The organism is Fluviispira vulneris (genome assembly GCF_014281055.1).
In the GTDB taxonomy this organism is placed as follows: Bacteria; Bdellovibrionota_B; Oligoflexia; order Silvanigrellales; family Silvanigrellaceae; genus Silvanigrella; species Silvanigrella vulneris.
The window spans coordinates 493,388-514,565 of sequence record NZ_JACRSE010000001.1 but is presented as its reverse complement, the minus strand read 5'-3'; the positions used below and the strand labels follow the sequence as shown (position 1 = coordinate 514,565).

At 33.9% G+C, this 21,178-nt stretch carries 20 protein-coding genes; 8 read left to right on the top strand and 12 right to left on the bottom strand.

Annotation, left to right across the window (positions count from 1 at the left end):
• Window positions 1-61: 61 nt before the first annotated feature.
• Together H7355_RS02005 and lepA are read right to left on the bottom strand one after the other, a co-directional pair.
• Window positions 62-1,255: an MFS transporter gene (locus tag H7355_RS02005; RefSeq protein WP_186644513.1), complete on the bottom strand. Its 1,194-nt coding sequence runs from the start codon at window positions 1,253-1,255 to the stop codon at window positions 62-64.
• A complete protein-coding gene (lepA, locus tag H7355_RS02000; protein WP_186644511.1) occupies window positions 1,252-3,072 on the bottom strand; it encodes a translation elongation factor 4 in 1,821 nt (606 codons plus the stop codon). Before lepA ends, H7355_RS02005 begins: the two co-directional genes overlap by 4 nt.
• 77 nt (window positions 3,073-3,149) lie before the next feature.
• On the opposite strand from lepA, the gene H7355_RS01995 reads away from it, so the two are divergent.
• Entirely contained in the window at window positions 3,150-3,716 is a 567-nt protein-coding gene (locus H7355_RS01995; RefSeq protein WP_186644510.1) for a hypothetical protein, read from the top strand.
• A gap of 55 nt (window positions 3,717-3,771) precedes the next feature.
• The gene (locus H7355_RS01990) at window positions 3,772-4,548 is read left to right on the top strand and encodes a substrate-binding periplasmic protein (RefSeq protein WP_186644509.1); all 777 of its coding nucleotides are present in this window, start codon (window positions 3,772-3,774) and stop codon (window positions 4,546-4,548) included.
• Here the strand turns inward: H7355_RS01990 and ruvB are convergent.
• On the bottom strand, window positions 4,541-5,557 hold the full coding sequence (gene ruvB / locus H7355_RS01985) for a Holliday junction branch migration DNA helicase RuvB (RefSeq protein WP_222435638.1): 1,017 nt from the start codon (window positions 5,555-5,557) through the stop codon (window positions 4,541-4,543). The two genes, H7355_RS01990 and ruvB, sit on opposite strands and share 8 nt — an antisense overlap.
• An 11-nt stretch (window positions 5,558-5,568) precedes the next feature.
• On the bottom strand, window positions 5,569-6,270 hold the full coding sequence (ruvA, locus tag H7355_RS01980; RefSeq protein WP_186644508.1) for a Holliday junction branch migration protein RuvA: 702 nt from the start codon (window positions 6,268-6,270) through the stop codon (window positions 5,569-5,571).
• A 282-nt stretch (window positions 6,271-6,552) separates the two neighbouring features.
• Here ruvA and H7355_RS01975 point away from each other — a divergent pair, with 282 nt between their 5' ends.
• Together H7355_RS01975 and H7355_RS01970 are read left to right on the top strand one after the other, a co-directional pair.
• Window positions 6,553-7,284 carry an MIP/aquaporin family protein gene (locus H7355_RS01975; protein ID WP_186644504.1) on the top strand — a complete coding sequence of 244 codons (732 nt, stop codon included), beginning with the start codon at window positions 6,553-6,555 and terminating at the stop codon, window positions 7,282-7,284.
• A 111-nt stretch (window positions 7,285-7,395) separates the two neighbouring features.
• Window positions 7,396-8,046 carry an EcsC family protein gene (locus tag H7355_RS01970; protein ID WP_186644503.1) on the top strand — a complete coding sequence of 217 codons (651 nt, stop codon included), beginning with the start codon at window positions 7,396-7,398 and terminating at the stop codon, window positions 8,044-8,046.
• A gap of 33 nt (window positions 8,047-8,079) precedes the next feature.
• Here the strand turns inward: H7355_RS01970 and H7355_RS01965 are convergent, their stop codons facing one another.
• Window positions 8,080-8,634, bottom strand: a complete 555-nt coding sequence (locus H7355_RS01965) for an SOUL family heme-binding protein (protein ID WP_186644502.1) — start codon at window positions 8,632-8,634, stop codon at window positions 8,080-8,082.
• A 237-nt stretch (window positions 8,635-8,871) separates the two neighbouring features.
• Here H7355_RS01965 and H7355_RS01960 point away from each other — a divergent pair, with 237 nt between their 5' ends.
• Window positions 8,872-9,972, top strand: a complete 1,101-nt coding sequence (locus H7355_RS01960; RefSeq protein WP_186644501.1) for a hypothetical protein — start codon at window positions 8,872-8,874, stop codon at window positions 9,970-9,972.
• Window positions 9,973-9,992: 20 nt separating this feature from the next.
• Here the strand turns inward: H7355_RS01960 and H7355_RS01955 are convergent, their stop codons facing one another.
• Window positions 9,993-10,964 carry a CobW family GTP-binding protein gene (locus tag H7355_RS01955; RefSeq protein WP_222435637.1) on the bottom strand — a complete coding sequence of 324 codons (972 nt, stop codon included), beginning with the start codon at window positions 10,962-10,964 and terminating at the stop codon, window positions 9,993-9,995.
• Between the two features lie 47 nt (window positions 10,965-11,011).
• Window positions 11,012-11,995 (bottom strand): FliG C-terminal domain-containing protein, encoded by a 984-nt coding sequence (locus H7355_RS01950; protein ID WP_186644500.1) that lies wholly within the window; start codon window positions 11,993-11,995, stop codon window positions 11,012-11,014.
• Between the two features lie 89 nt (window positions 11,996-12,084).
• Between H7355_RS01950 and H7355_RS01945 the strand changes: the two genes are divergently transcribed.
• Both H7355_RS01945 and H7355_RS01940 read left to right on the top strand, forming a co-directional pair.
• On the top strand, window positions 12,085-12,528 hold the full coding sequence (locus H7355_RS01945; protein WP_186644499.1) for an acyl-CoA thioesterase: 444 nt from the start codon (window positions 12,085-12,087) through the stop codon (window positions 12,526-12,528).
• Between the two features lie 3 nt (window positions 12,529-12,531).
• Window positions 12,532-14,559 carry an acetoacetate--CoA ligase gene (locus H7355_RS01940; protein WP_186644497.1) on the top strand — a complete coding sequence of 676 codons (2,028 nt, stop codon included), beginning with the start codon at window positions 12,532-12,534 and terminating at the stop codon, window positions 14,557-14,559.
• 11 nt (window positions 14,560-14,570) lie between these two features.
• On the opposite strand, the gene H7355_RS01935 is transcribed toward H7355_RS01940, so the two are convergent.
• Together H7355_RS01935 and H7355_RS01930 are read right to left on the bottom strand one after the other, a co-directional pair.
• The gene (locus tag H7355_RS01935; RefSeq protein ID WP_186644495.1) at window positions 14,571-15,152 is read right to left on the bottom strand and encodes a hypothetical protein; all 582 of its coding nucleotides are present in this window, start codon (window positions 15,150-15,152) and stop codon (window positions 14,571-14,573) included.
• A 117-nt stretch (window positions 15,153-15,269) separates the two neighbouring features.
• Window positions 15,270-16,265, bottom strand: coding sequence for a succinylglutamate desuccinylase/aspartoacylase domain-containing protein (locus tag H7355_RS01930; protein ID WP_186644493.1), 996 nt, complete (start codon window positions 16,263-16,265; stop codon window positions 15,270-15,272).
• A gap of 267 nt (window positions 16,266-16,532) precedes the next feature.
• Between H7355_RS01930 and H7355_RS01925 the strand changes: the two genes are divergently transcribed.
• A complete protein-coding gene (locus H7355_RS01925) occupies window positions 16,533-16,826 on the top strand; it encodes an FmdB family zinc ribbon protein (protein ID WP_186644491.1) in 294 nt (97 codons plus the stop codon).
• 14 nt (window positions 16,827-16,840) lie between these two features.
• On the opposite strand, the gene H7355_RS01920 is transcribed toward H7355_RS01925, so the two are convergent.
• The 3 genes from H7355_RS01920 to H7355_RS01910 form a co-directional block, all read right to left on the bottom strand.
• Window positions 16,841-18,652 carry a S8 family serine peptidase gene (locus H7355_RS01920; RefSeq protein WP_186644489.1) on the bottom strand — a complete coding sequence of 604 codons (1,812 nt, stop codon included), beginning with the start codon at window positions 18,650-18,652 and terminating at the stop codon, window positions 16,841-16,843.
• A 212-nt stretch (window positions 18,653-18,864) separates the two neighbouring features.
• The gene (locus tag H7355_RS01915; RefSeq protein ID WP_186644487.1) at window positions 18,865-19,569 is read right to left on the bottom strand and encodes a hypothetical protein; all 705 of its coding nucleotides are present in this window, start codon (window positions 19,567-19,569) and stop codon (window positions 18,865-18,867) included.
• 593 nt (window positions 19,570-20,162) lie between these two features.
• On the bottom strand, window positions 20,163-21,146 hold the full coding sequence (locus tag H7355_RS01910) for a hypothetical protein (protein WP_186644485.1): 984 nt from the start codon (window positions 21,144-21,146) through the stop codon (window positions 20,163-20,165).
• Window positions 21,147-21,178 lie beyond the last annotated feature (32 nt).

Genomic DNA, 21,178 nt, shown 5'->3' with positions numbered 1-21,178 from the left:
GAGTTTATAGCTCATAGTAAGCGATAAGCGATGGCAAGGAAAGGGGCAAAGAATGCTTAGATCACTCTGGTTTTTCTCTTCTCATCTTTAACAGAAGTCCAAATGAAATGAGCATTATGACACAGATAAAAAATGTAAATGAAAACATTTTTCCGTTATAAATTTCGCCATAAATTGCACATGTAGATGAGCCAATAGCAAAGGAAATAAAATAAAATAATGCTGAGGCTATGCCTTTAGAATGATGGGTTGAGTCTAGGACAATTCGATTCAGTGGAGCAGCAAGAATACCATAACCAAAGTCAAATATTGCTATAGAAATAATAAGAAGCAATATGCTTGTAGGATATAGGAAAGTCATGCCAATTAAGGTTAAGAAACCAAAAGAACATATAATCAATCCGATAAACATACATCTTTCGATTGTGAGTAAATTCGTAAGGTAACGAAGAATAAAAGTTCCTAAAATAAAAGATAAAAAGATAGGAATTTGTACCAAACTAAACTCAATGGCATTGAGACCCAGCATATCTTGTAAAATAAGTGGAGAGCTTGAGATCCAAATCATCAAAGCTCCGAATAAAAATCCATAGCTTAAACTGCCATATAAAAATCTTTTTACTTTTATTATTTCAATATAGTTTTTCAGAATGCTTATAAGATGAATAGGTCTCGCTTTTGTTTTGTTTAAGGTCTCTGGCATATAAAACCAAAGCCCCACAAGCCCTATAAAACATAGAATAAATGTGGTGTAAAATATCATCCGCCAGCCTTCGAATATCATAATAAGGCTGCCTAAGATGGGACCCATCATGGGGGCCAATAAAGCAACAGACGCCATCCACGAAATCACATGCACAGCTTCTTTTTCTTCATACAATTCATGCACGCACGCATATCCTGCCACGCCGATAAAACAAGGACCCATGCCTTGCATTATGCGGGCAACAAAAAAGAGGGGCATATTTGGTGCAACTGCTCCAAGAATATTACCAATTAATACAATTAAACCACCAAAAAACATTGTGGGTCTTCTGCCATAACGGTCAGAAAAAGGGCCCACAATGAGTTGGATAGAAAGGGATCCTACTAAAAAAATTCCGAGAGATAGAGGTATCAGACTCGTTGGCGCATTAAAATCCTTCACAACATTTGTCAATGCAGGAAGGATCATATCGTTTGATAAATAAACAGCAAATTCGAACAATACTAAATAAATAAGAAAGAAAATTTTTTTGCCGTTCTGTTTCATCATTCCACATCTGATAGGTTAAGTATTGCCATAAATGCTTCTTGTGGAATTTCAACACTACCAACTTGTTTCATACGCTTTTTGCCCTCTTTTTGCTTATCGAGCAATTTGCGCTTACGTGAAATATCTCCACCATAGCATTTTGCAGTGACGTCTTTACGCATTGCACTCAATGTTTCTCGGGCGATCACCTTCGAACCTATAGCTGCTTGTAAGGCTACTTCAAACTGTTGACGTGGAATCACTCCTCTTAATTTTTTAACGAGCAAGCGTCCTCGCTCAAAAGAATTGCTCCGGTGAACGATGCAAGAAAGTGCATCAAGGGGTTCACCATTGACAAGGATATCGAGTTTTACCAATTCACTCTCTCTATAGCAGAGGAATTCATAGTCCATGCTAGCGTAGCCTCTGGATATACTTTTTAAGCGGTCAAAAAAGTCAAAAACCATTTCATTTAAAGGCAGTTCATACTGAAGCATGACGCGACTTTGGGTCAAATATTCCATTTTTGTTTGCACGCCTCTGCGCTCTATGAGCAGGGACATAACAGCGCCTAAATGTTCTTGTGGCATATGGAAAGTCGCTTTTACAACCGGTTCTGAGAATTTAGCAATGTTCGTTGGTGGAGGTAAATTTGCAGGGTTATCGACTTTTAATTCTTCCCCTTTTGTTGTTTCCACAATGTAAACGCAAGTGGGTGCCGTGAAAATTACGTTCATATTGTACTCACGTTCAAGGCGCTCTTGAATGATTTCCATATGAAGAAGACCTAGAAAACCGCAGCGGAAGCCAAAACCTAAGGCCACAGAAGTTTCAGGTTCATAACTTAACGAGCTGTCATTTAACGTTAACTTTGCAAGGGCATCTTTCAAAGATTCATATTGATTGGTTTCAACTGGGAATATCCCTGCAAAAACCATTTGTTTTGCTTTTTTAAATCCAGGCAAAGCATCGACTTCGTCATTGGCATGACAGATCGTATCACCAACACGAGAGTCTTTAACGTCTTTAACATTTGCGATGATATATCCCACTTCACCTGAACTCAGGCTTTCTCTAGGAAAGGCTTTGACACACATAATCCCAAGTTTTTGCACTTCAAAGGTTTTTCCTGAGTGCATCATTTTTATTTGGTCACCGATTTTGACTTGTCCATCTACAACGCGCACAAGAACAATTACACCTTGATAGGTGTCAAACCAGCTATCAAAAATAAGCGCTCGTAAAGGCTTTTCACGCGTATCATCTGGTGCAGGAATATTATGTATAATCGCTTCAAGAATGTCTGGAACACCCATACCTGTTTTTGCACTGCATTTAATTGCATTTGTTGTATCTATTGCAAGTTCTTCTTCTATTTGTAAGCAAACTCTTTCATAATCTGCGCTTGGTAAATCTGCTTTATTAATGACAGGAAGAACTTCAACGTTGTTATCTGCAGCTAAATAAACATTGGCAACCGTTTGTGCTTCAACACCTTGAGTGGCATCTACGACAAGCAACGCACCTTCACAGGCTGTCAAACTCCGACTCACTTCATAAGTAAAATCCACGTGACCGGGGGTGTCTATGAGATTTAATGTGTATATTTGTCCATCTTTTGCTTTGTAATCAACAGTTGCTGTCTGAGCTTTGATGGTAATGCCTCTCTCGCGTTCGAGATCCATACTATCGAGAATTTGAGCTTGTTTTTCTCTATCAGCGACAGCACCCGTCATTTCGAGGAGGCGGTCTGCAAGGGTTGATTTACCGTGGTCGATATGCGCAATTATACAAAAATTTCTTATTAAATTCGGTTCTGCATTTGCTGTTTTGCTCATTCTGTTCTGCCTTAATTAAATTCGTTTCAATCCGATAGCGCAAAAGGGTTCCCAAGCGAGGTCATCACAAAGGTACTATGTGCATACGATACCATCCATCATTAGCAAAATTTTTGACTTATATGCTACTTTCATTTTTTATTTCGTGCCAATCCACAAAAAACCAAGGAAATACAGGAAGAAACAAATTTATTCAACCGATATTTATTCCTTTAAAACGCACGTGGTTTGAATATTATGATTTGGAAAAATGGCGTTTTGTCGTTCAAGAGGTTGAATATATTGATGGAAAAAAATTACGCTCCCTTGCAGCCATCTGGTATATGGATTTTATGCCTGTAGAAATTGTTGTTTTAGACAACCCCAACCCAAACGAATCTTTGCCATTTACTTTTAACAAAGAAGATAGAGTGGCTTTTCGCAATACAGACGTTTATTTGCCATTTAAATCTTTAGCAAAAGCGGAAGACTATATCGATCTCTTGCCAACCTGTGGTGGCGGAGAGTTTCGTGCCATTGCGAGAATTGTAAATAATATGCAATACGTTGGAGTCCCGAAAGAAACTTTCGAAGAATTCGAAAGTGTAAAACGCCCTTGGTTTGTTCTTGGCAACGTCATTTGCTTAAAAATTATAAAAAATTAATAATTTAATTAAAGTTCCGATAGTGATGTGGCATTTAATCAGTTTGGAATAGCTGATGAGCCGATCCGAGGGTGATATGTTAGATGGTTTTATTAAATTAATAAAAAATATTTTAATTTTATATTTTATTAGCTTTATCCCTGTTTACTCAGAAGAAGTTTGGAAAGGTGCATGTGAAGCAAATTTTCCACCATACAATTATATTAAAGATGGAAAAATGGTTGGGATGGATACAGAAATTGTAGAATTAGTTATGCATAAAATAGGAGTTAAATACACTAAAGAAACTTATCCTTGGCAAACTGTGGTCAATTATTTAGAAGATAACGAAATCGATTTTGTTTGGCAAATGGTAGAGACCAAAGAGAGAAGAAATAAGTTTATTCTTATAGGCCCAATTCGTGAAGGAATCATGGTCTTTATGGTGAGAACAGATTCAAACTTAAAAGATTGGAAAAAATTAGAAGACTTTAAGTTACAAAAAATTGGAGTGGTAAAAGGCTTTAACTATACAAAAGAATTTGATCAAAATAACAATTTAAACAAAGTTGAATTCACAAATAATCACAAACTTATACAGAAATTGTTAGAAAAAGATGTAGACGTTATCATAGGAGATCTTGCTACTCTAACTTACGAAGCAAAGGAACATGAGGTTTTTGATAAAGTGCGCTTTTTACCAAGTTCTATTAAAAAAGTTCCTCGCTTTGTTGCTTTTTCTAAGAAAAATATAAATAAATCGATTCTTTTTCAACAAGGACTTAATAATGTTATTAAGAGTCAGGAATACAAAGATATTATTGATAAATATTCAAAACTAAAGATTAAATAAATTTTAATAAATGCTCTTTTCCTAAGGGAGAAAGCATTCGTCCTCTTGCCGTTCTTAAGATAAATCCACGATAAACTAAATAAGGCTCATACACATCTTCTAAAGTGCTCTTTTCTTCATTGAGTGCTGCGGAAATAGCTTCTAGACCGACAGGTCCACCATTATATCGTTCATGCATTATTCTGAGAAAATCTCTATCCATATGCGAAAGTCCTTCGCAATCTACTCCCAATCGCTCAAGCGCTCTATCAATAATTTCCACATCGATAATCGTTTTATTAGCAACTAAAGCAAAATCAAGAACTCTGCGTAAAAGTTGGTTGGCAATACGAGGTGTTCCACGGCATCTTTTCGCCAAGCATTGCGCAGCGCTTTCTTCAATATTTGTATGCATAATACGCGCACTACGCATAATGATTTTGCAAAGAGATTCATTGGAATAATAATCTAGATGTTCTTGTATACCAAAACGATCTCTTAAAGGAGCAGAAATAGAACCGGCCCGTGTCGTGGCTCCTATTAAACAAAAAGGTGGAAGGTCGAATTTTACAGTTCGTGCAGTTGGTCCTTGGCCGATTAAAATATCTAAGCGCATATCTTCCATTGCAGAATATAAAATTTCTTCAACATTTGCTGGTAGGCGATGGATTTCATCGATAAATAAAATTGTTTTGCTTTCTAGACTTGCAAGAATACCCATAAGATCGGCAGCACGTTCAATAACAGGGCCAGAAGTTATTTTTATCTGACATTCCATATTTTCTGCAATAATACCTGCTAGTGTTGTTTTGCCAAGACCAGGTGGTCCATGAAAAAGGCAATGATCAAGCATTTTACCCCGCATTTTAGCGGCTTTGGTATATATTTTTAAATTTTCACAGATGCGCTCTTGTCCAGGATAATCTTCAAAACTTTTTGGTCTTAAGTTTAAATGTGGCTCAATGATTTCTTTAGCAAGTTCTTGCATAGTAAGAGCATTTTCCAGGTTTGCATGAACACTTGTTTCCATTGTTTATTACCTTAGTTTTTTTGGAGTATTCTTTCAGAAAGTTTACAGAGTGCTTCTTTTAATGCAACTTCTAAGGTGATTTCTTCGCCAAGTTGCATTCGTTGTTCGAAACTATTCACAACTTCAGTAAATTGCTTATCTTTATAACCTAAATTTGTCAGTCCGCTTTTGAGATCTTCAACAATTTGTCTGCGAATTATTTTTTGTTCAATTTTCTGGGTGATTTTATTTTCAGTTATTATTGAACCTGCAATGTTTTTAGTGATATTTGATTTTTGAATCTCCACATCATCTTTATGACGAGCCAATAATTTTTGCACTTTCGTTTTAAGTTCGAGAATGAGGCGTTCAGCTGTTTTTGGACCAATTCCAGGGATGGCTGTTAATTTTGCAATTTGTCCACAGTTGATAATTTCACAAAGATCGTGTCCATCCACAGAACCTAACAGGGCAAGTGCTGCTTTCGGTCCGACTCCTGAAACAGAAATGAGTTCTTGAAAGACTTTTTTATCGAAATGAGAAATAAATCCAAATAAACGAATAGCATCTTCTCTAACGTGTGTTAATACATAGATATAGGTTTCTTGGTTTGAGGGAGGAAGTAAGCACAATGTAGATGCAGGAACTTCTAATTCATAGCCAACTCCATTTACATCCAAAAGAATACTCTCTGGATTTTTGTTAATTAATATTCCACGCAAAGAACCTATCATTTATTTGTTCCTTTCTTGTATTACAATGATCTCTCATTTATACAATGCTGAATAAGTTTCTTCAGCTTTCATCATACATAAAGCAATCATTTTTGTATTAACTCTTGTATTTGCCATGTGTAAAGTGTGTGATGGAAAGATTAATTTTTTAAATGTGTTATAGACAAATAATTTAAAATAGTGTTTTTTAGAAACACTCATGAATTTTAAATCATGCTATAAGAATGGTTCCGTTTGTATCCATTGGTATATTTTTTTTTAGAACAGCAGGAGGTTCATATCATGGAAGATATTGTACTGGGTGAATTTTTAGGGTGCATTTTTTTAATGCTTTTTGGCGGAGGTGTCGTTGCGAATTGCGTGTTAACAAAATCAAAGGGTTTGAATACTGGGTGGCTGGCAATCGCGATAGGTTGGGGTTTTGCTGTCATGGGTGCTGTTTTCGTGGCTAAATCCACCGGTTCTGTCCAAGCAGATCTTAATCCTGCTGTAACACTCGCTAAGTATTTATTAGGGGGTATATATACATTAGAGCAACTCACACCAATCATTCTCGCTCAATTTCTCGGTTGTTTCGTTGGCTCTGTCATCGTTTGGCTTGCCTATTATTCACACTGGAAAGAAACAAAAGATCCTTCTACAATTTTATCCGTTTTTTCGACAGGACCTGCCATCCGTAGCTCAGGGGCAAATTTTATGAATGAAGTGATTGGCACCTGTGTCCTTGTTTTCGGTATAGGAGCGATTTTCGGCAAAGCGACAAACAATGGTGCGATTTCACCTGCTATGGGCCCATATTTTGTCGGTTTACTTGTTTGGGCTGTGATTCTTTCTTTAGGCGGGGCTACAGGTTGTGCAATCAATCCCGCACGTGATTTAGCTCCGCGCATAGCTCACTCTCTCCTGCCCATTTCAGGAAAAGGGAAATCAGATTGGGGATATGCATGGATTCCTGTTTTAGGTCCTCTCGTTGGTGGTATTTTTGGTGCTTTGCTTTGGAGAGCATTTTTGTAATTTGCTAAATTGAGCTAAGCTGCTTTTTCTGCATTGAGTGTGGTATCTAGCATTTATTTTCCTGAGGTTGGAAATGCTGTAGTTATCTGCAGTGGGTGAGAAAGTGAGTTTATGTCAAAGAAGTTAAATGAATCTCTAATTATGAAGGCACTCGATTGGGCTTATAGCAAAGCAATAACACAATCGTTGCCGGGGTTGGACAGCGCTTATTCGCTTGCAGAAGATTATTTAAAAGAAAAAGGGACACTTGCCGAGAAAGTGGATTCCCTTATCCGGTGGCAGAATACAAAAGCTGCGGCTTTTGGCTTTGCCTCTGGACTTGGTGGCTTTGTCACTGTGCCTGTAGCTATACCAGTAAATTTAGCGAGTGTTATGTTCGTTCAAGTGCGGATGATAGCAGCAATTGCGATTATGAACGGCTACGATGTGAAAGATGACAGAGTGAAAACGATGATCTTTGCTTGTATGTGCGGATCAGCGGGTGGTGATATTTTGAAAAATGTAGGGATCGACATTGGTTCAAAGTTATTGCATACAGTTATTCACAAATTGAGTTTAGAAACAATTCAACAAATAAATAAAGCCGTTGGTTTTCGTCTTTTGGCTAAATTTGGTGAAAAAAGCGCTGTCAATATGGGTAAAGCCGTTCCATTAATCGGAGCCGTTATTGGCGGAACATTCGATGCAGTCACGACGAATATCATTGGTGAAGTTGCAAAAAAAGCTTTTTTAAATGTAGATCCTGATATCAAATCTGAATAAAACCATTTGATTCATGCAAGATTTTATTCTGAGCTATATAATTTCGAACATGATTTCATTTCTGCGAAAAAAGGGAAGAGTCCATGGAGGATTGTAATATGCTAAGAAAAATGGCCCTTTTATTTTAATATTTTTTTCTTGCGCATATAATATAATTTTATCTAAATGAATTTGTATATTTTTTTTAGTATTTCTGCCTTTATATCTGACAACGAGAAAATTTTGTATGTCTCTTTCAATCAATTGAACCCTTGAATTATTAGGAATTGGAATGTTTTCTAAATTAAAAAAAGCGGGCATAATGAATTCAATTTGCCAATTGACCTCACCCGATCTTTTTTGGATGACTGGAATGGTCATTGGAATTTTTTCACTGCGCCGGCTGATGGGTGCTGTCATTGGAATTTTTTTCTGGGTCGTATTGTTTCCAAAAATATAATTTGCCAAAAGAAAAAAGCCTTCCTGTAATGCATCTTTTTGTTCACCCGAAGTTTCGACTTGTGCCACGATCATTTCTGCATATTCGCGGATTTCAAAAGCACCATCTGAGACAGTGACTTTATACTTTGCTTCTTCGCTTTTTGCCATAGAAACCCCCAATACTCTTTAAGAATAAATGGATTGTGATAAACATTCAATTGAAAATCCTCAAAGGATTTTTGACTGATTGGAAAACTGGTATGAATTATGTTGTACCTGAACTTGTTATTTTGTGATTTGCAATTTTTTTTATATTGACGCAATCTTTGAGCTACATTTTTATATAAGTTTTTTGAACTTATATAGAGTCATTTTTTCAATTTAAGTATTATTTTCGGAGTGAGTATGAGGATTCAGTTTATATGTTTTTCATTATTAACTTTTGTTTCTTGTATTTCAATAAATAAGAATAATCAGCAAAAAATTCTAAATGATCAAGCAATAATATCAAAAAACGGGATTATCACTTGTTTTCCTGAAGGAACAAGAACTGCCGATCATAAGGTTGCTCATTGTGAAGCTTCCGCCGTCGTCTTTTATGATAATAAATTGGTTTTTGGTAATGACAAACCTTTAAATCCTCCTCTTTCTCCTGTTTTTTCTATTGACTATAATTCTCTCTGGCATAAAAAACCACAAAAAGTAACATATCACACTCAGAGACATTTTATTCAACCAAGAAAAATTGAAGACATTACGGTTTCTTTTGACGAGAAATATCTTTTTGCTATCACTGCATTTGATTACCAGAAAGATGAAAAGTTCGATACAAATGGCACGCTTATTTATTGGAAATCACATGATTTCAATAAAGTAAATTATATGCAAATAAAAACGAGTGATGGTGAATCCAAAGATCTGCGTAAATATATTTCCAAAGCACTTGGCAGTCCTAATTATTTTAAAATTGAAGGTTTAGCTATCATGCCTACGAATCAATTTTTAATCGGTGTGAGAGAACAAGGTAACAGTTATAAAGATTTTAATTATACAATTAAATTTATATCAGTGAGTTACTGCGAAAATAATGATGAAATTTATTTAAATGATGATTTTAAATTAGTATATGAATTCAATGAATCAAAGAAATTCGTCAATGAAGAGATAGGTCTATCGAGTATTGAATGGGATAAATACAACAATAGACTTTTATTATTGACAAGTTTTGAATCGAAAAGTGGAAGTATTGGTGCTTATCTGTGGACGCTCAATCAAGATGAAATCAATCAAGGAAATGCTCCTCATCTTGTTATGCAAAATTCTGTTCCCTTAAAATTCAATAACAAATCAGAAGGTTTGACCATTATTAATGGTCAAATAGTTTTTATAATTAATGACGATGATAGATATGTTAAACCTGTAAACATAGATGGTTTTCAATATTATAAGAAAGCCAATGAAGCCGTTTATAATATCGTTCAATTTCAATCAGCCGAAAGCCAGTGACTTTTATATTTATGAGTTTATCACTTAGCAATACAGAGAGATAAACCTTCTTCTAATACTTCTTTTGGCAGATGTCTGCCAATAAAGACCATTCTTGTTTTTCTTTCTTCGCCCGCTCCCCAAGGTCTGTCTTCATTGCTTCCCATCGTCGTATGAACACCTTGAAAAACGATACGGTTTGGCTCATCTTTTACGTTTAAGACACCTTTATAACGTAAAACTTGATTACCTAATTCAGCAATTACAAGCTGCATAAATCTATTTAAGCGCTCCATGTCGAGAGGACGTTTTTCTTCAAGATAAATACTTTGAATAGCATCATCATGATTGTGTTCATGATATTCTTTTGTTATGTCTGGATTGAGTTCTGCTCTTGCTTGCAAATCGAATGCATTAATGCCAAGAACTTCTGCTATTTGAATATTGGAATTTACAGTTTTAAAAATGCGAGCAATTGAGTTAATATGTTTTATTTTTTTCTCAACTTCTGCAATTTCTGTTTCTTTAATTGTATCTATTTTGTTTAATAAAATAACATCTGCAAATCCAATTTGATCTTGCGTTTCTTTAATTTCAGATAAATTTTGATCGATATGTTTTGCATCTACAACTGTAATAACAGCATCGAGAAAGAAATACTTGCGCAGATTTTCGTCCATAAAAAATGTTTGTGCAACCGGGCTTGGATCAGCCATACCAGTCGTTTCAATGACAAGATGGTCAAAATCAATTTTTTTAGCAATGAGATCGAGGCAGATTTTTGTGAGATCACCACGGACAGTGCAGCAAACACAGCCGTTATTCATGATTTTAAGTTCTTCACCAATACTCTGCACAACCAATTCTGAATCTAAATTGACATCACCGATTTCATTTAAAATCACCGCAATTTTCTTTCCATGGTTTTCAGAAAGCATACGGTTAAGAAGTGTTGTTTTTCCTGAACCAAGGAATCCGGTGACAACAGTGACTGGATATTCTTTGTGACTCATAGTGTTCTCCATCAATTAATATAAGTGCATCAAGCAGCAAAGCTCTTTTATATCAAAGTCTCTTCCCATGGAAACACTATTTTACCCTCATCTTTCAAAGACAATGCTTTTTTTACAAGCAAAGAAGCCGCCTCTTCAGCCTCTTTTTTGCTAACTTTTCCTTCATTCAGGCTTTCTTCTAGCAAATGCCTCCTTTTTTTAGACACGGCACTTAAATATTTCTCTTTAATATCAGTGGGCTCGAGTCGGAGGGCTAAATTCAAAATTTTATCTGAGAGATTGCTGCATAAAATACCTAAATGCAGAGCATCCAGTTCGGAAATTTTTGCAACTGATATCAGCTCAAATTGTAGTTTTTGGGCTAGGTCTGGATCCCTTAAGGTGATTCCTTCAAGCAGTTTTTGTCTCTGCTCAACGGGTGAAGCTTGGAGGACTGCCAAAATTTTTTCGAATCCGCCTGCTGAGGTGATGACAGTTTTAAAATTCTTATTTAATTTTTCGAGTTCTTCATGCAAGTTTTCAAGTTCTAAGGTGTCAACGTGATTCATCTGACTGATGCGTAATATGAGTTCTGAGCGTATAGACTCAGGCATAAATTTAAAAAGTGCAGATGATTTTTCAGGTGTACATATAGACAAGACGAGAGACATGGTTTGTGGAAGTTCATTTTTGAGCCAATTTGACAGAGATCTATTATCAATTATTTCTAGGAGTCTTCTAATATCATCCACAATAAAAGCATCGGAAATACTCTCAAACCAATTGTCATCTTTTAATGTTCCATTTGCTGATTTTAATATTTTTTTTACTTTTTCAATAGAGAAATCATGTTTCTCAGAATTTATTTTTTTTATAATTTCTAAAAATTCTTTAGCAATTTTATCGATGTCTTTGTCTGTCATTTGTGGCAAACGGCTAAATGCTCGAAAAATTCTTTTTATCTCATGTTTTGGTATGTTTTGTACAAGTTGACTGGCGTTTTCTTCTCCTGCTAAGGCAAGAATTGCTGCAGCTTTTTGCTCTGGAGTCATTTCTCTGCTTTCTAAATAAATTGATTTTTCTACATTATAGCTCTATTTTTAACTTTTAGTACAACTATCCTAACGAAAGAGGATTTTTTATGTCAACTGTAGAACAAATCGAAGTCAAAAAACAAAGTGAAATTAAAATCAATGAAAACAAGTACACACGCGTAACATCGCATTTGGTATTGAGTGCACATCTAAATGCAGCAAATACACTTTTTGGTGGTTTGCTTATTCAGTGGGTCGATGAATGTGCTGGTATTTTTGTAATGGAAAAATTAAAAACACATCTTATTGTAACAAAAAAAATATCCGAGGTTTTATACAATGAGCCTTCTCGATTAGGCGATGTTCTTGAGCTATTATGTCGTGTAAAAAAAGTAGGTAAAACATCAATTACAGTGGAATGTGTGGCACGAGCAAAACAGATTGACAGCGATGACCGTCTCCGTATTATTCTAAACTGTGATCTGGTCTTTGTAAAAATAGATAAATTTGGGAAGCCCTCCCCGCATAATTTTATATTAGAGGATAATTAGCTTATGCTCTTGAGAAAAGCATTTTATTATTTGTCGAGTGATGAAGCCACTTGTTTATGGGAACCATCTAAAGAAAGATTTGAGTCTTCTAATCTTGTTCGATTTATCAAATATATTAACAATAAATATTCGCTTAATCTTTCAAATTATGAAGAACTTTATAATTGGTCTATCTCAACAAATACGAATGACAATGGGTGTGAAAAATTTTGGTCTAGCCTTTGGGATTTTTGCCAAATAAAAGCAGAAATAAAGGGTGAAAGCATTTTACAAAATGCGGATGATTTTATAAATGCTCAATGGTTTTCTCAAGCACGACTCAATTTCGCAGAAAATTTACTTAGAAAAAAAAACAATGAAACTGCTCTCTATTTTCGGGCAGAGAATATTTTTTCTCGGAATATTTCGTTTCAAGAACTTCAAATACAAGTTTCTAAATTACAACAGTTTTTAGTTGAAATTGGTATAACAGCAAATGATCGAATTGCTTTATTTGTGCCCAACTCAATTGAAGCCGTTGTTTTCCTATTAGCTGCTGCAAGTTTGGGAGCTATTTGTTCCTTTTGTTCACCAGATTTTGGAGTGCAAGGGGTTATTGACCGCTTTGGGCAAATAGAACCTATTTTATTTATTTACACAGATAAATGTGTTTATAACGGGAAAGTTATTGATAGCCAAGATAAAGTAAGTGAGATTATAAAAAATCTTCCTTCTCTTAAAAATATTATTTGTATTTCATATTTTAATGAAAAAATTTCTTTAAACATGCAGAGAAATATTCAAAATTATTCTCTGCATGTTTATCCCGAAATAATAGAGTTGTATAAAGAAAAAGAGCTTATTTTTAAGCAGCTGCCTTTTAATCATCCACTCTATATTATGTATTCTTCTGGTACGACGGGGATCCCTAAATGCATTGTCCATGGGGCTGGAGGTACTCTTTTACAGCATTTAAAGGAACATATTCTTCATTGTGATTTTAAAGCGAATGAAAAAATATTTTATTATTCGACTTGTGGTTGGATGATGTGGCAATGGTTGGTCTCTGCATTGGCGTCCGAATGCTCTTTGTTACTTTATGATGGATCGCCTTTTTCACCTGATTCGCAAGTTTTATTAAAATATATTGATGAAGAAAAAGCTCAATTTTTTGGAACATCTGCAAAGTATATTGATTCCCTTAAGAAATCGCATTGTCAGCCAAACACGATTTATGAATTTAAAACATTAAAAACTATTGGTTCAACGGGATCGCCGTTACAAGCAGAAAGTTTCGATTATGTTTATGAAAGCATTAAGAAAGACATCTGCCTCTCCTCTCTTTCAGGTGGAACAGATATTATATCTTGCTTTGTATTAGGAAATCCCATTGGCAAAGTTTATCGAGGTGAGATTCAAACCCGTGGGTTAGGAATGAAAGTTGAAGTATTTAATGAAAATGGAGAAAGTGTTGTTCAACAAAAAGGAGAAATGGTTTGCTCATTTCCATTTCCATCCCAGCCGATTTATTTTTGGAATGATCCGGAAAAAATTAAATATAAAGCGAGTTATTTTGAGCGCTTTAAAAATATTTGGCATCATGGTGATTGGATAGAAATTACACAACACAATGGGATTATTATTTATGGGCGCTCTGATGCCACTTTAAATCCTGGTGGAGTGCGGATTGGAACGGCTGAAATATATCGACAAGTAGAGCAATTTGAAGAAGTATTAGAATGTATAGCAGTCGATCAAAACTGGAAAAACGACAATCGAATAATTCTATTTTTGCGTTTGCGTGAATCCGTCACCTTAACAGAAAAATTAATAACTGATATTAAAAGTGCTTTACGGAAAAATTGTTCACCGAGACATGTACCTGCAAAAATTATAGCAATTCCTGACATTCCAAAAACGAAATCAGGAAAAATTGTTGAAATAGCTGTGCGTAATACAATTCACAATATTGAGATAAAAAATAAAGAGTCCATGGCTAATCCTGAATGTCTTGCTTTTTTTAAAAATATAATAGAATTAAATATGGATTGATGATTGATATTTTATTTTTTGGGAAATCCACTGAACTTAGTTTTATTAAATATATCTATAGCATTTAATTTAAACGATAAACCCTGAACGTTTGTCTGATCGCTTGAAAATAGAATAAAAAATAATCCAGGTTTTAATGAAACAGCATTGATATAGAAATTATACCCAAAAGCGGTTTTATATTGCTGAGGTTTATTTGGTAGGATAAAATCAAGATTCTTAGAGACATTTAGAGTTAATTCTTTTCCACTTTCTGGTAAATATTTGTTTTTCACAGTACTGTGACTGCCTAAATCAATTTCTTCAATTTTAACGGTGCAGGCTTTGTCTTTCACAACTTTTAGAATTTTTGGTCCATTGCTAATAGTTATTTCTTTGAAAGATTTTCCATCGCAGTTAATATCAAATTTTATAACATAATAGCTTAAATCACGACTTGTATTTGTGAGTCCGTCAGTCGGAAAAAAATGATAGAGCTCTATCCCAAAAGGAATTGGATGTTGAGGTGCGACAGTGGCGCTTTTCTTTCCACATGATAGAAAAAGAAAAGTGCAAAGTATTATGATAATAAACTGTAGTAATTTATTCGACATACATTGAGTCTCAAAGATAATTTTGAACATCTGAAATCTAACAAAAATAATAATTAAACGCTTCTTCTTAAATTTCGTCAAAATTTTAGCAAGCTTGAGCAAAGTTTATAGTGATCTTTAAGTTTTTAACCAATTGAGTGGATGAATAAGAGTCGGTTCTGCAATGACGTAAATCTCTCCTGGCAAGGGCAAAGATGCTTCGCCTAAGCTGTTTCGTATGGGATATTTTGGGAATAAAATATACCCATCTCTTGGGCATTCTAAGGGATTCTGCTTTTCATCCGCGCCTACGATCATATTTTTAGAAAGCTTGTGAAAATTACGGAACCCAGTATTTAAACATTTCTTAGGGGAGTCAAAGGGCTCTCTATGCGAAATAGTTAAAAACTCAAAGTCGCTATTTTTTCGACTCAGCTTTTCGATGGGGATACCACTTTTAAATACTTTATCCATGCAATTAAGAGCTCTTTTCAGAACAGAAAACGCAAGAATTTCTGCTGATTCTGAAAAACCCTGTTCACCCAGTTCAAGGGTAATGCCTACTTTATTCAAACTGCGGACATATTCGTCACTGCACATTCCAACTTGGGAAAAGGAAGCTCCTTTTTTACGAGTGACCAGTGTGGATGCTCCTCCCAGTGCCCGTGCCCAATGGTAACTATCATGATTCATTTCGAATATATAGAATGGTTTGAGGCTAGGCATTATGGTTTGATGGAGATCTATAAAAACATCTGCACTTTTTAAGAGTGGCATAAGTTCGATTGCGCGTTTCCGCTCATTGGAGAATTCGCCTTTATAGCTCTCACCGAAGCTACGGTTGAGATCGCTTTCAATATAACGCAAATCTTTTTGGGCAGCCTCAATATTGCCAAGGAGAAAAGTAACCTTTCCACCATAGCTGAGATCTTTATCTAAAAGTTTTTTTATACATTTAAGAACTGCGGGAAGTGAACCTGTTTCGTTACCATGGATAAGTCCAGCAATTACAAGATGTCCTTTATGCTTATTAAAATTTAAAGTGAGAGAGTTTGATGGATCCCCATGAAATTTTTTTTCTAATTGCATAAACTCTTTTAAATAAAAATCTAGTTTTTCTTTTTTAGAATTCAAAACAGGTTTTCCTTATCGTAAATAAAGAACGAAGTATGAACAAATAACCTACACATAATATATTTAATTTGCTAGAAAATCAATTTTTAAAATCTGAATTTTTCTATTGATATCAAAATAAAAAAAGCTATAAAATATATTAAATAGAATATGATTTGACAACTATTCATTCTGAATTTATATTTTTTTGTTTATAATTGATTTCAAATTTTATTTTGGAATCATACTCGTTTTCCTATATAAAATTATTTATTTAAGAGGTTAACTTTGCCAATATATGTTTACGAACCTACAATTTGGTCCGAAAATGAGCTTGTTAATGATTGCTGTTTTTTCGACTCCTTACAATCACTCAATTCCGAACCACTAAAAACGTGCCCAACTTGCGGTCACGCAGTTCATCGAGCAGTCGCTGCTTTTAATATTAACTCTCAAGCACAGACTTCAAGCGCTGTAGCAAATAATTATTCGGTCTTTGACAAATCCAAAGGAGACTCCCCGGCTGCAAAAGCTGCGCGCTTAGCTATGCGGCATGTCTGTGGGATGGGATGTAAACATTAATTCTATCCAACTGATTAATTAATTTCTTGCCCTATTATTTTAATTCTAATTCCTTTCATTCCGGCATTCAAATAAAAAAAATCGAGCGTCTCATTTTCGTATGGTTCTTTAGTGCTATTTAATATCGTTACTTTCCATAAACCTTTAGATGACTCCTGATAAAAAGCATTTGATAAGTAAGATAAATTTGATTCATCGTTCTGTGTTAATTGATGCATATAGAAAATTGGATAGTTAAGAGCACCTAAATTGTTATTTTTTTGCTTAAACAATGAATTTCCTGGATATAATAATATACTTTTAGTTTGAGAAGGAGATTCTATTTTTATACCAATCCCATCTGCTTGTGCAATATCAATAACAGGTGTAACTTGTATTGATTCAATCTTAATTTTTTTTGGTACATTAATTTCAAAAACTTTGCTTTCATTCGGTCCGATATATTCAGAAAACTCTTTTTCAAAAACAAATTCCTCTGCTCTTCCGATAAATTTTGGATATTCACTTATTTTACGAGCTTCCTCTATTGCTCTATTCGCATCGATTAGACCAAATCCATAATAATAACTAAAATGAAATTTTTCTGCTGAATGATTAACGATCCATTGATCTTCATCCCAAAAATCATTAAAATTATCATGAAAATGTTTCAGATCTTCTAAAACTTTTATACAGTATGGCTTTGGTTGAAATTGGGATACTTTGGAATGATTGGCTGTCTTTGCTAAAATATATTTTACATCGCGTAAAGATAAATTTGGATTAGCTTCTAACATAAGTGCAATCACTCCAGTCACCATAGGTGCTGCTGCAGAAGTACCTGAAAAACTTATTGTATAATTATTTCTCATTTCAGTTGGTAATTTACGAGTATCAAAGATGAAATCATAATTAAAAGGATTATTATGGATTCGCGTTGTGAAAATTGCAGGTAAATTTTTTTCCTCATTTAAATCACTTTTTGCCACAGCTGAGCGAAGATTGTCATTTTTTTGCGCACTTTGATTATTACCACCAAAGGCTGTTATCCAAAGGTTTGCGCCAATACTAGAAGAGTTATTTATAATTCCATGCGACATAGCATTTGCAACAGAAATAGTATACGGATTTGAACTAATTAAATTCACTTGAGACATAGTAGGACGTAACGATTTAAAGTATAACTTTTGCTCTTCAGTTAATGTTGTAACTCCATTATAAATCAGATACTCATCCATATTTTTTGAATTTAAAGCTTTATCAGAATTGCAAGTGTAATTCCCTCCAGATTTTACAATGATAAACCCTTCAGAACTGTTTGATAATTTATAGCTGTTTTTTATTGTATTATTTATAATAAAATTTTCTTTTTTATCATTTTCACTGTAATAACCTAAAAATGAGCCACCAAAGCTTTCATTAATAATATTGTATTTTTTTTTCAAAGCATAATCATAGGTTTTTAGTCTATCATTGATTAAAGAAACCGTGTTTTTATTGTTTAAAACACTTATTAAGTTTGCTGAACCTATTTTTACTCTAGGCGCTATACCTGTAAAATCATTTCCAAGTGGCCTTGCAGCAATAATGCCAGCGACACTGGTTCCATGGTTAGATTCTGTATCCTTTTCAGTGAGGCCGATATGGACTTCTGGATTCATATTTTCAGCAATAGGTGTTTGCAAAAAATCAAGTGAGCTGTCAGATAATAGACTATCTTGCAAGTTTGGATGATTAAAATCGACACCACTGTCTGCAATTAAAACTCTTACATTATTGCCAGTAATTGTGTTAGGTATAGATAGATTTATATCAAATCCAGCGCTTGATTTTGTATAATCTATCATAGTTTGTCCTGTATTTTTTAAATACCATTGTTGTTCAAACAGAGAAGAAATAATTATTGGTTTTTGTTGAAATGGTGGAAATTTATATGGATCTGAATAATTTAGAGTGCTTTTTTTTTCTAATAAATCACCACATGCTAAAATAAAAAGTATCGTTATAAAAAAATAGTAATTTTTTTAAAATAAAACATAAATTAGATCCTTCTATAACATTATTCTTCTTTTGGAAAGTGAGTTATAATCTCAATACTCAAGTTTTTTATCTTCTTATGAGTTTTTAAGTTCTTATATATATTCAAAATATTTGAATTTTTCACAGCTCTAGCAATTAGTACTTTTCCAATTGGATAAAAGGAAATTATTTTTATTTTATATTGCCTTTCAAAACGTTTTTGATCAGCTATATCTTCATTTAATAAGATTATAAAGTAACCATTTACAACACCTATTAAAGAATTTTTTTTATCATAACTAACTAAAGAATATTTTGGGTTGAAATGCTCATAAGAATTACGGATTTTATCGGAATAATTTGATAAATAATAAAAATTTTCATCTTCCCAAAGAACTTTTTTTGTAAAATTTTTGAAATAAATTTTATCAATTGCTAAAATATTTGAGGCAAAATACCATTGATATTCATTTGGCACCTTTTGATGAGAGGAATTGTTTAGAAAATCTTTAAAATTTTTTTCATCATATATAACTTTCAAATTAGATTTTTTTTGTTTTAAATTTTGAGTTTTTTGTTTTTCTTTTTCAATGAATCCCAGTTCAATACTTTTTTCTTTCTGTACAATGCTTTTGTTTTCTTGTTGTAATTGCTGCTCTTTCATCTCTTTTTTTAAATAAATAACAATAAATATTGTGACGATTGTGAGCAAAATTAGGAAGATAATTTTATTTATATTTTTCAATCAAGCCCCCAAGTATCATATGTTAAATAATGTCGGTATTTTTTTAATAAAATTTTTAAAATAGACATTTTCTTGGTAAAGCTGAAATAAGTATCTATAAGATATGTCTATTTTTTCTATTGTAAGTCATTTTTCTTAGCAGATAGTTACTAAAATAAAGCAAAGTTTTAATTTAGGATGTCTCCGAATTCTTTACACAAATTTATATTTAAAAATTGAATTAAGGTTATAAGACCCGTTCATGTATAATTTGATAATGTAACACTCTGATACTGAAAGAATTTCTTTCTTATGCTCTTCAGATTTGAGTGCACTTTCAGCCATACTAAATAAAGCCCCTTTTCCTTCAAATTAGTCTCATAGGCAGGATTAGATTCTTACGCGAAAGCATCTATAAATACAAATTTTAAAGCAAATAATTTTTAAATTTTCACATAATATTTAAAATATTTAATTCAATCGCTTAGTTCTGATTCTCTATCAATTAACAGGTGTTTTCCTATGAAAAAAGGGCCATCTTGAAATGGTTTAGAATCGCTTCTTTAGCCAAAACTTGCAGTTCTTTTATATAGGTGCAACTGCACAGCTGAAGTTCAATTCCGCTCAAAAAATAATATTGTTTTTGGTTTTTTCTGTAAATCGCGCATGGTTTGATCTCCTCGAGCAATTGCGGTTGCTCGGGTTATTTTCCCTTTTTCAACTTCAAAGATAAGGACGCCGATTTTTTGCATAACCATAAAAATACCGAGACCAGCACCAGCTGTATTTTGGCTGATACCGACTCGTGGTTCTTTTAGACCAAGGGCATGACAGATATATTTTTCAATCACCCCACCGTAAAAAGTACCAAATTGATCACTGACAGAGAGTATAAAATTTAATGTGTCGAAAATGCAGAGTAAATCAACTTTTTCATCTTCGTTTAAAGCAATTGGTATGCTTCTGTCCGTGTCAGCACGTTTGGGATTTGCATCCCAAATCGCATTCATCAAAAATTCATCGAGGATATCCCCCATGCTCTTTGCATAGGAACTTGTGCCGGCAACAAGTTTATCTTTATTTTTTTGAATTTCTTCTTGGAAAAAATCTGTAACTTTTTGTTGCAGAGTGCTTCTCTCGGAAGAGTGCATAACTTCATGTTTAAAATAGACATTATTTTCTTTATCAAAATAGGAACAGATCCCTTTTTTATCGGATGAATTTTTATAAGCAAATATATGCGTTAAGAAGATTTTCAGAAGATCATTTGGAGGATTTCCAATAATAAATCGGATCTTCTTTAGTTCATCTTTATGACTTTCGAGCTCAAAGGACTCTTTTTCCTGGGGCATTAAGATAAAGTTTTCATTTACCAAAGTATTATTTTTTTTAATAAAACAAATAAAATCATCCACATCTAGAATAAGGAAGGATTCAGGTTTTGCTTTGAGCTGGTTCATAATCTCAATATTGTTGAGATTTTGTTGAAGGGTAACTTTTGATTCATCACACACACTTTGAAAAGCATTCATCTGTGCAGGCGTAATCCGCTTATTCAGGTTTTCAGCAATATAGAAGAGAGTGGTTGATGTCATCATAAGCCTTATAATACAGGTTTAAAAAATTGTGA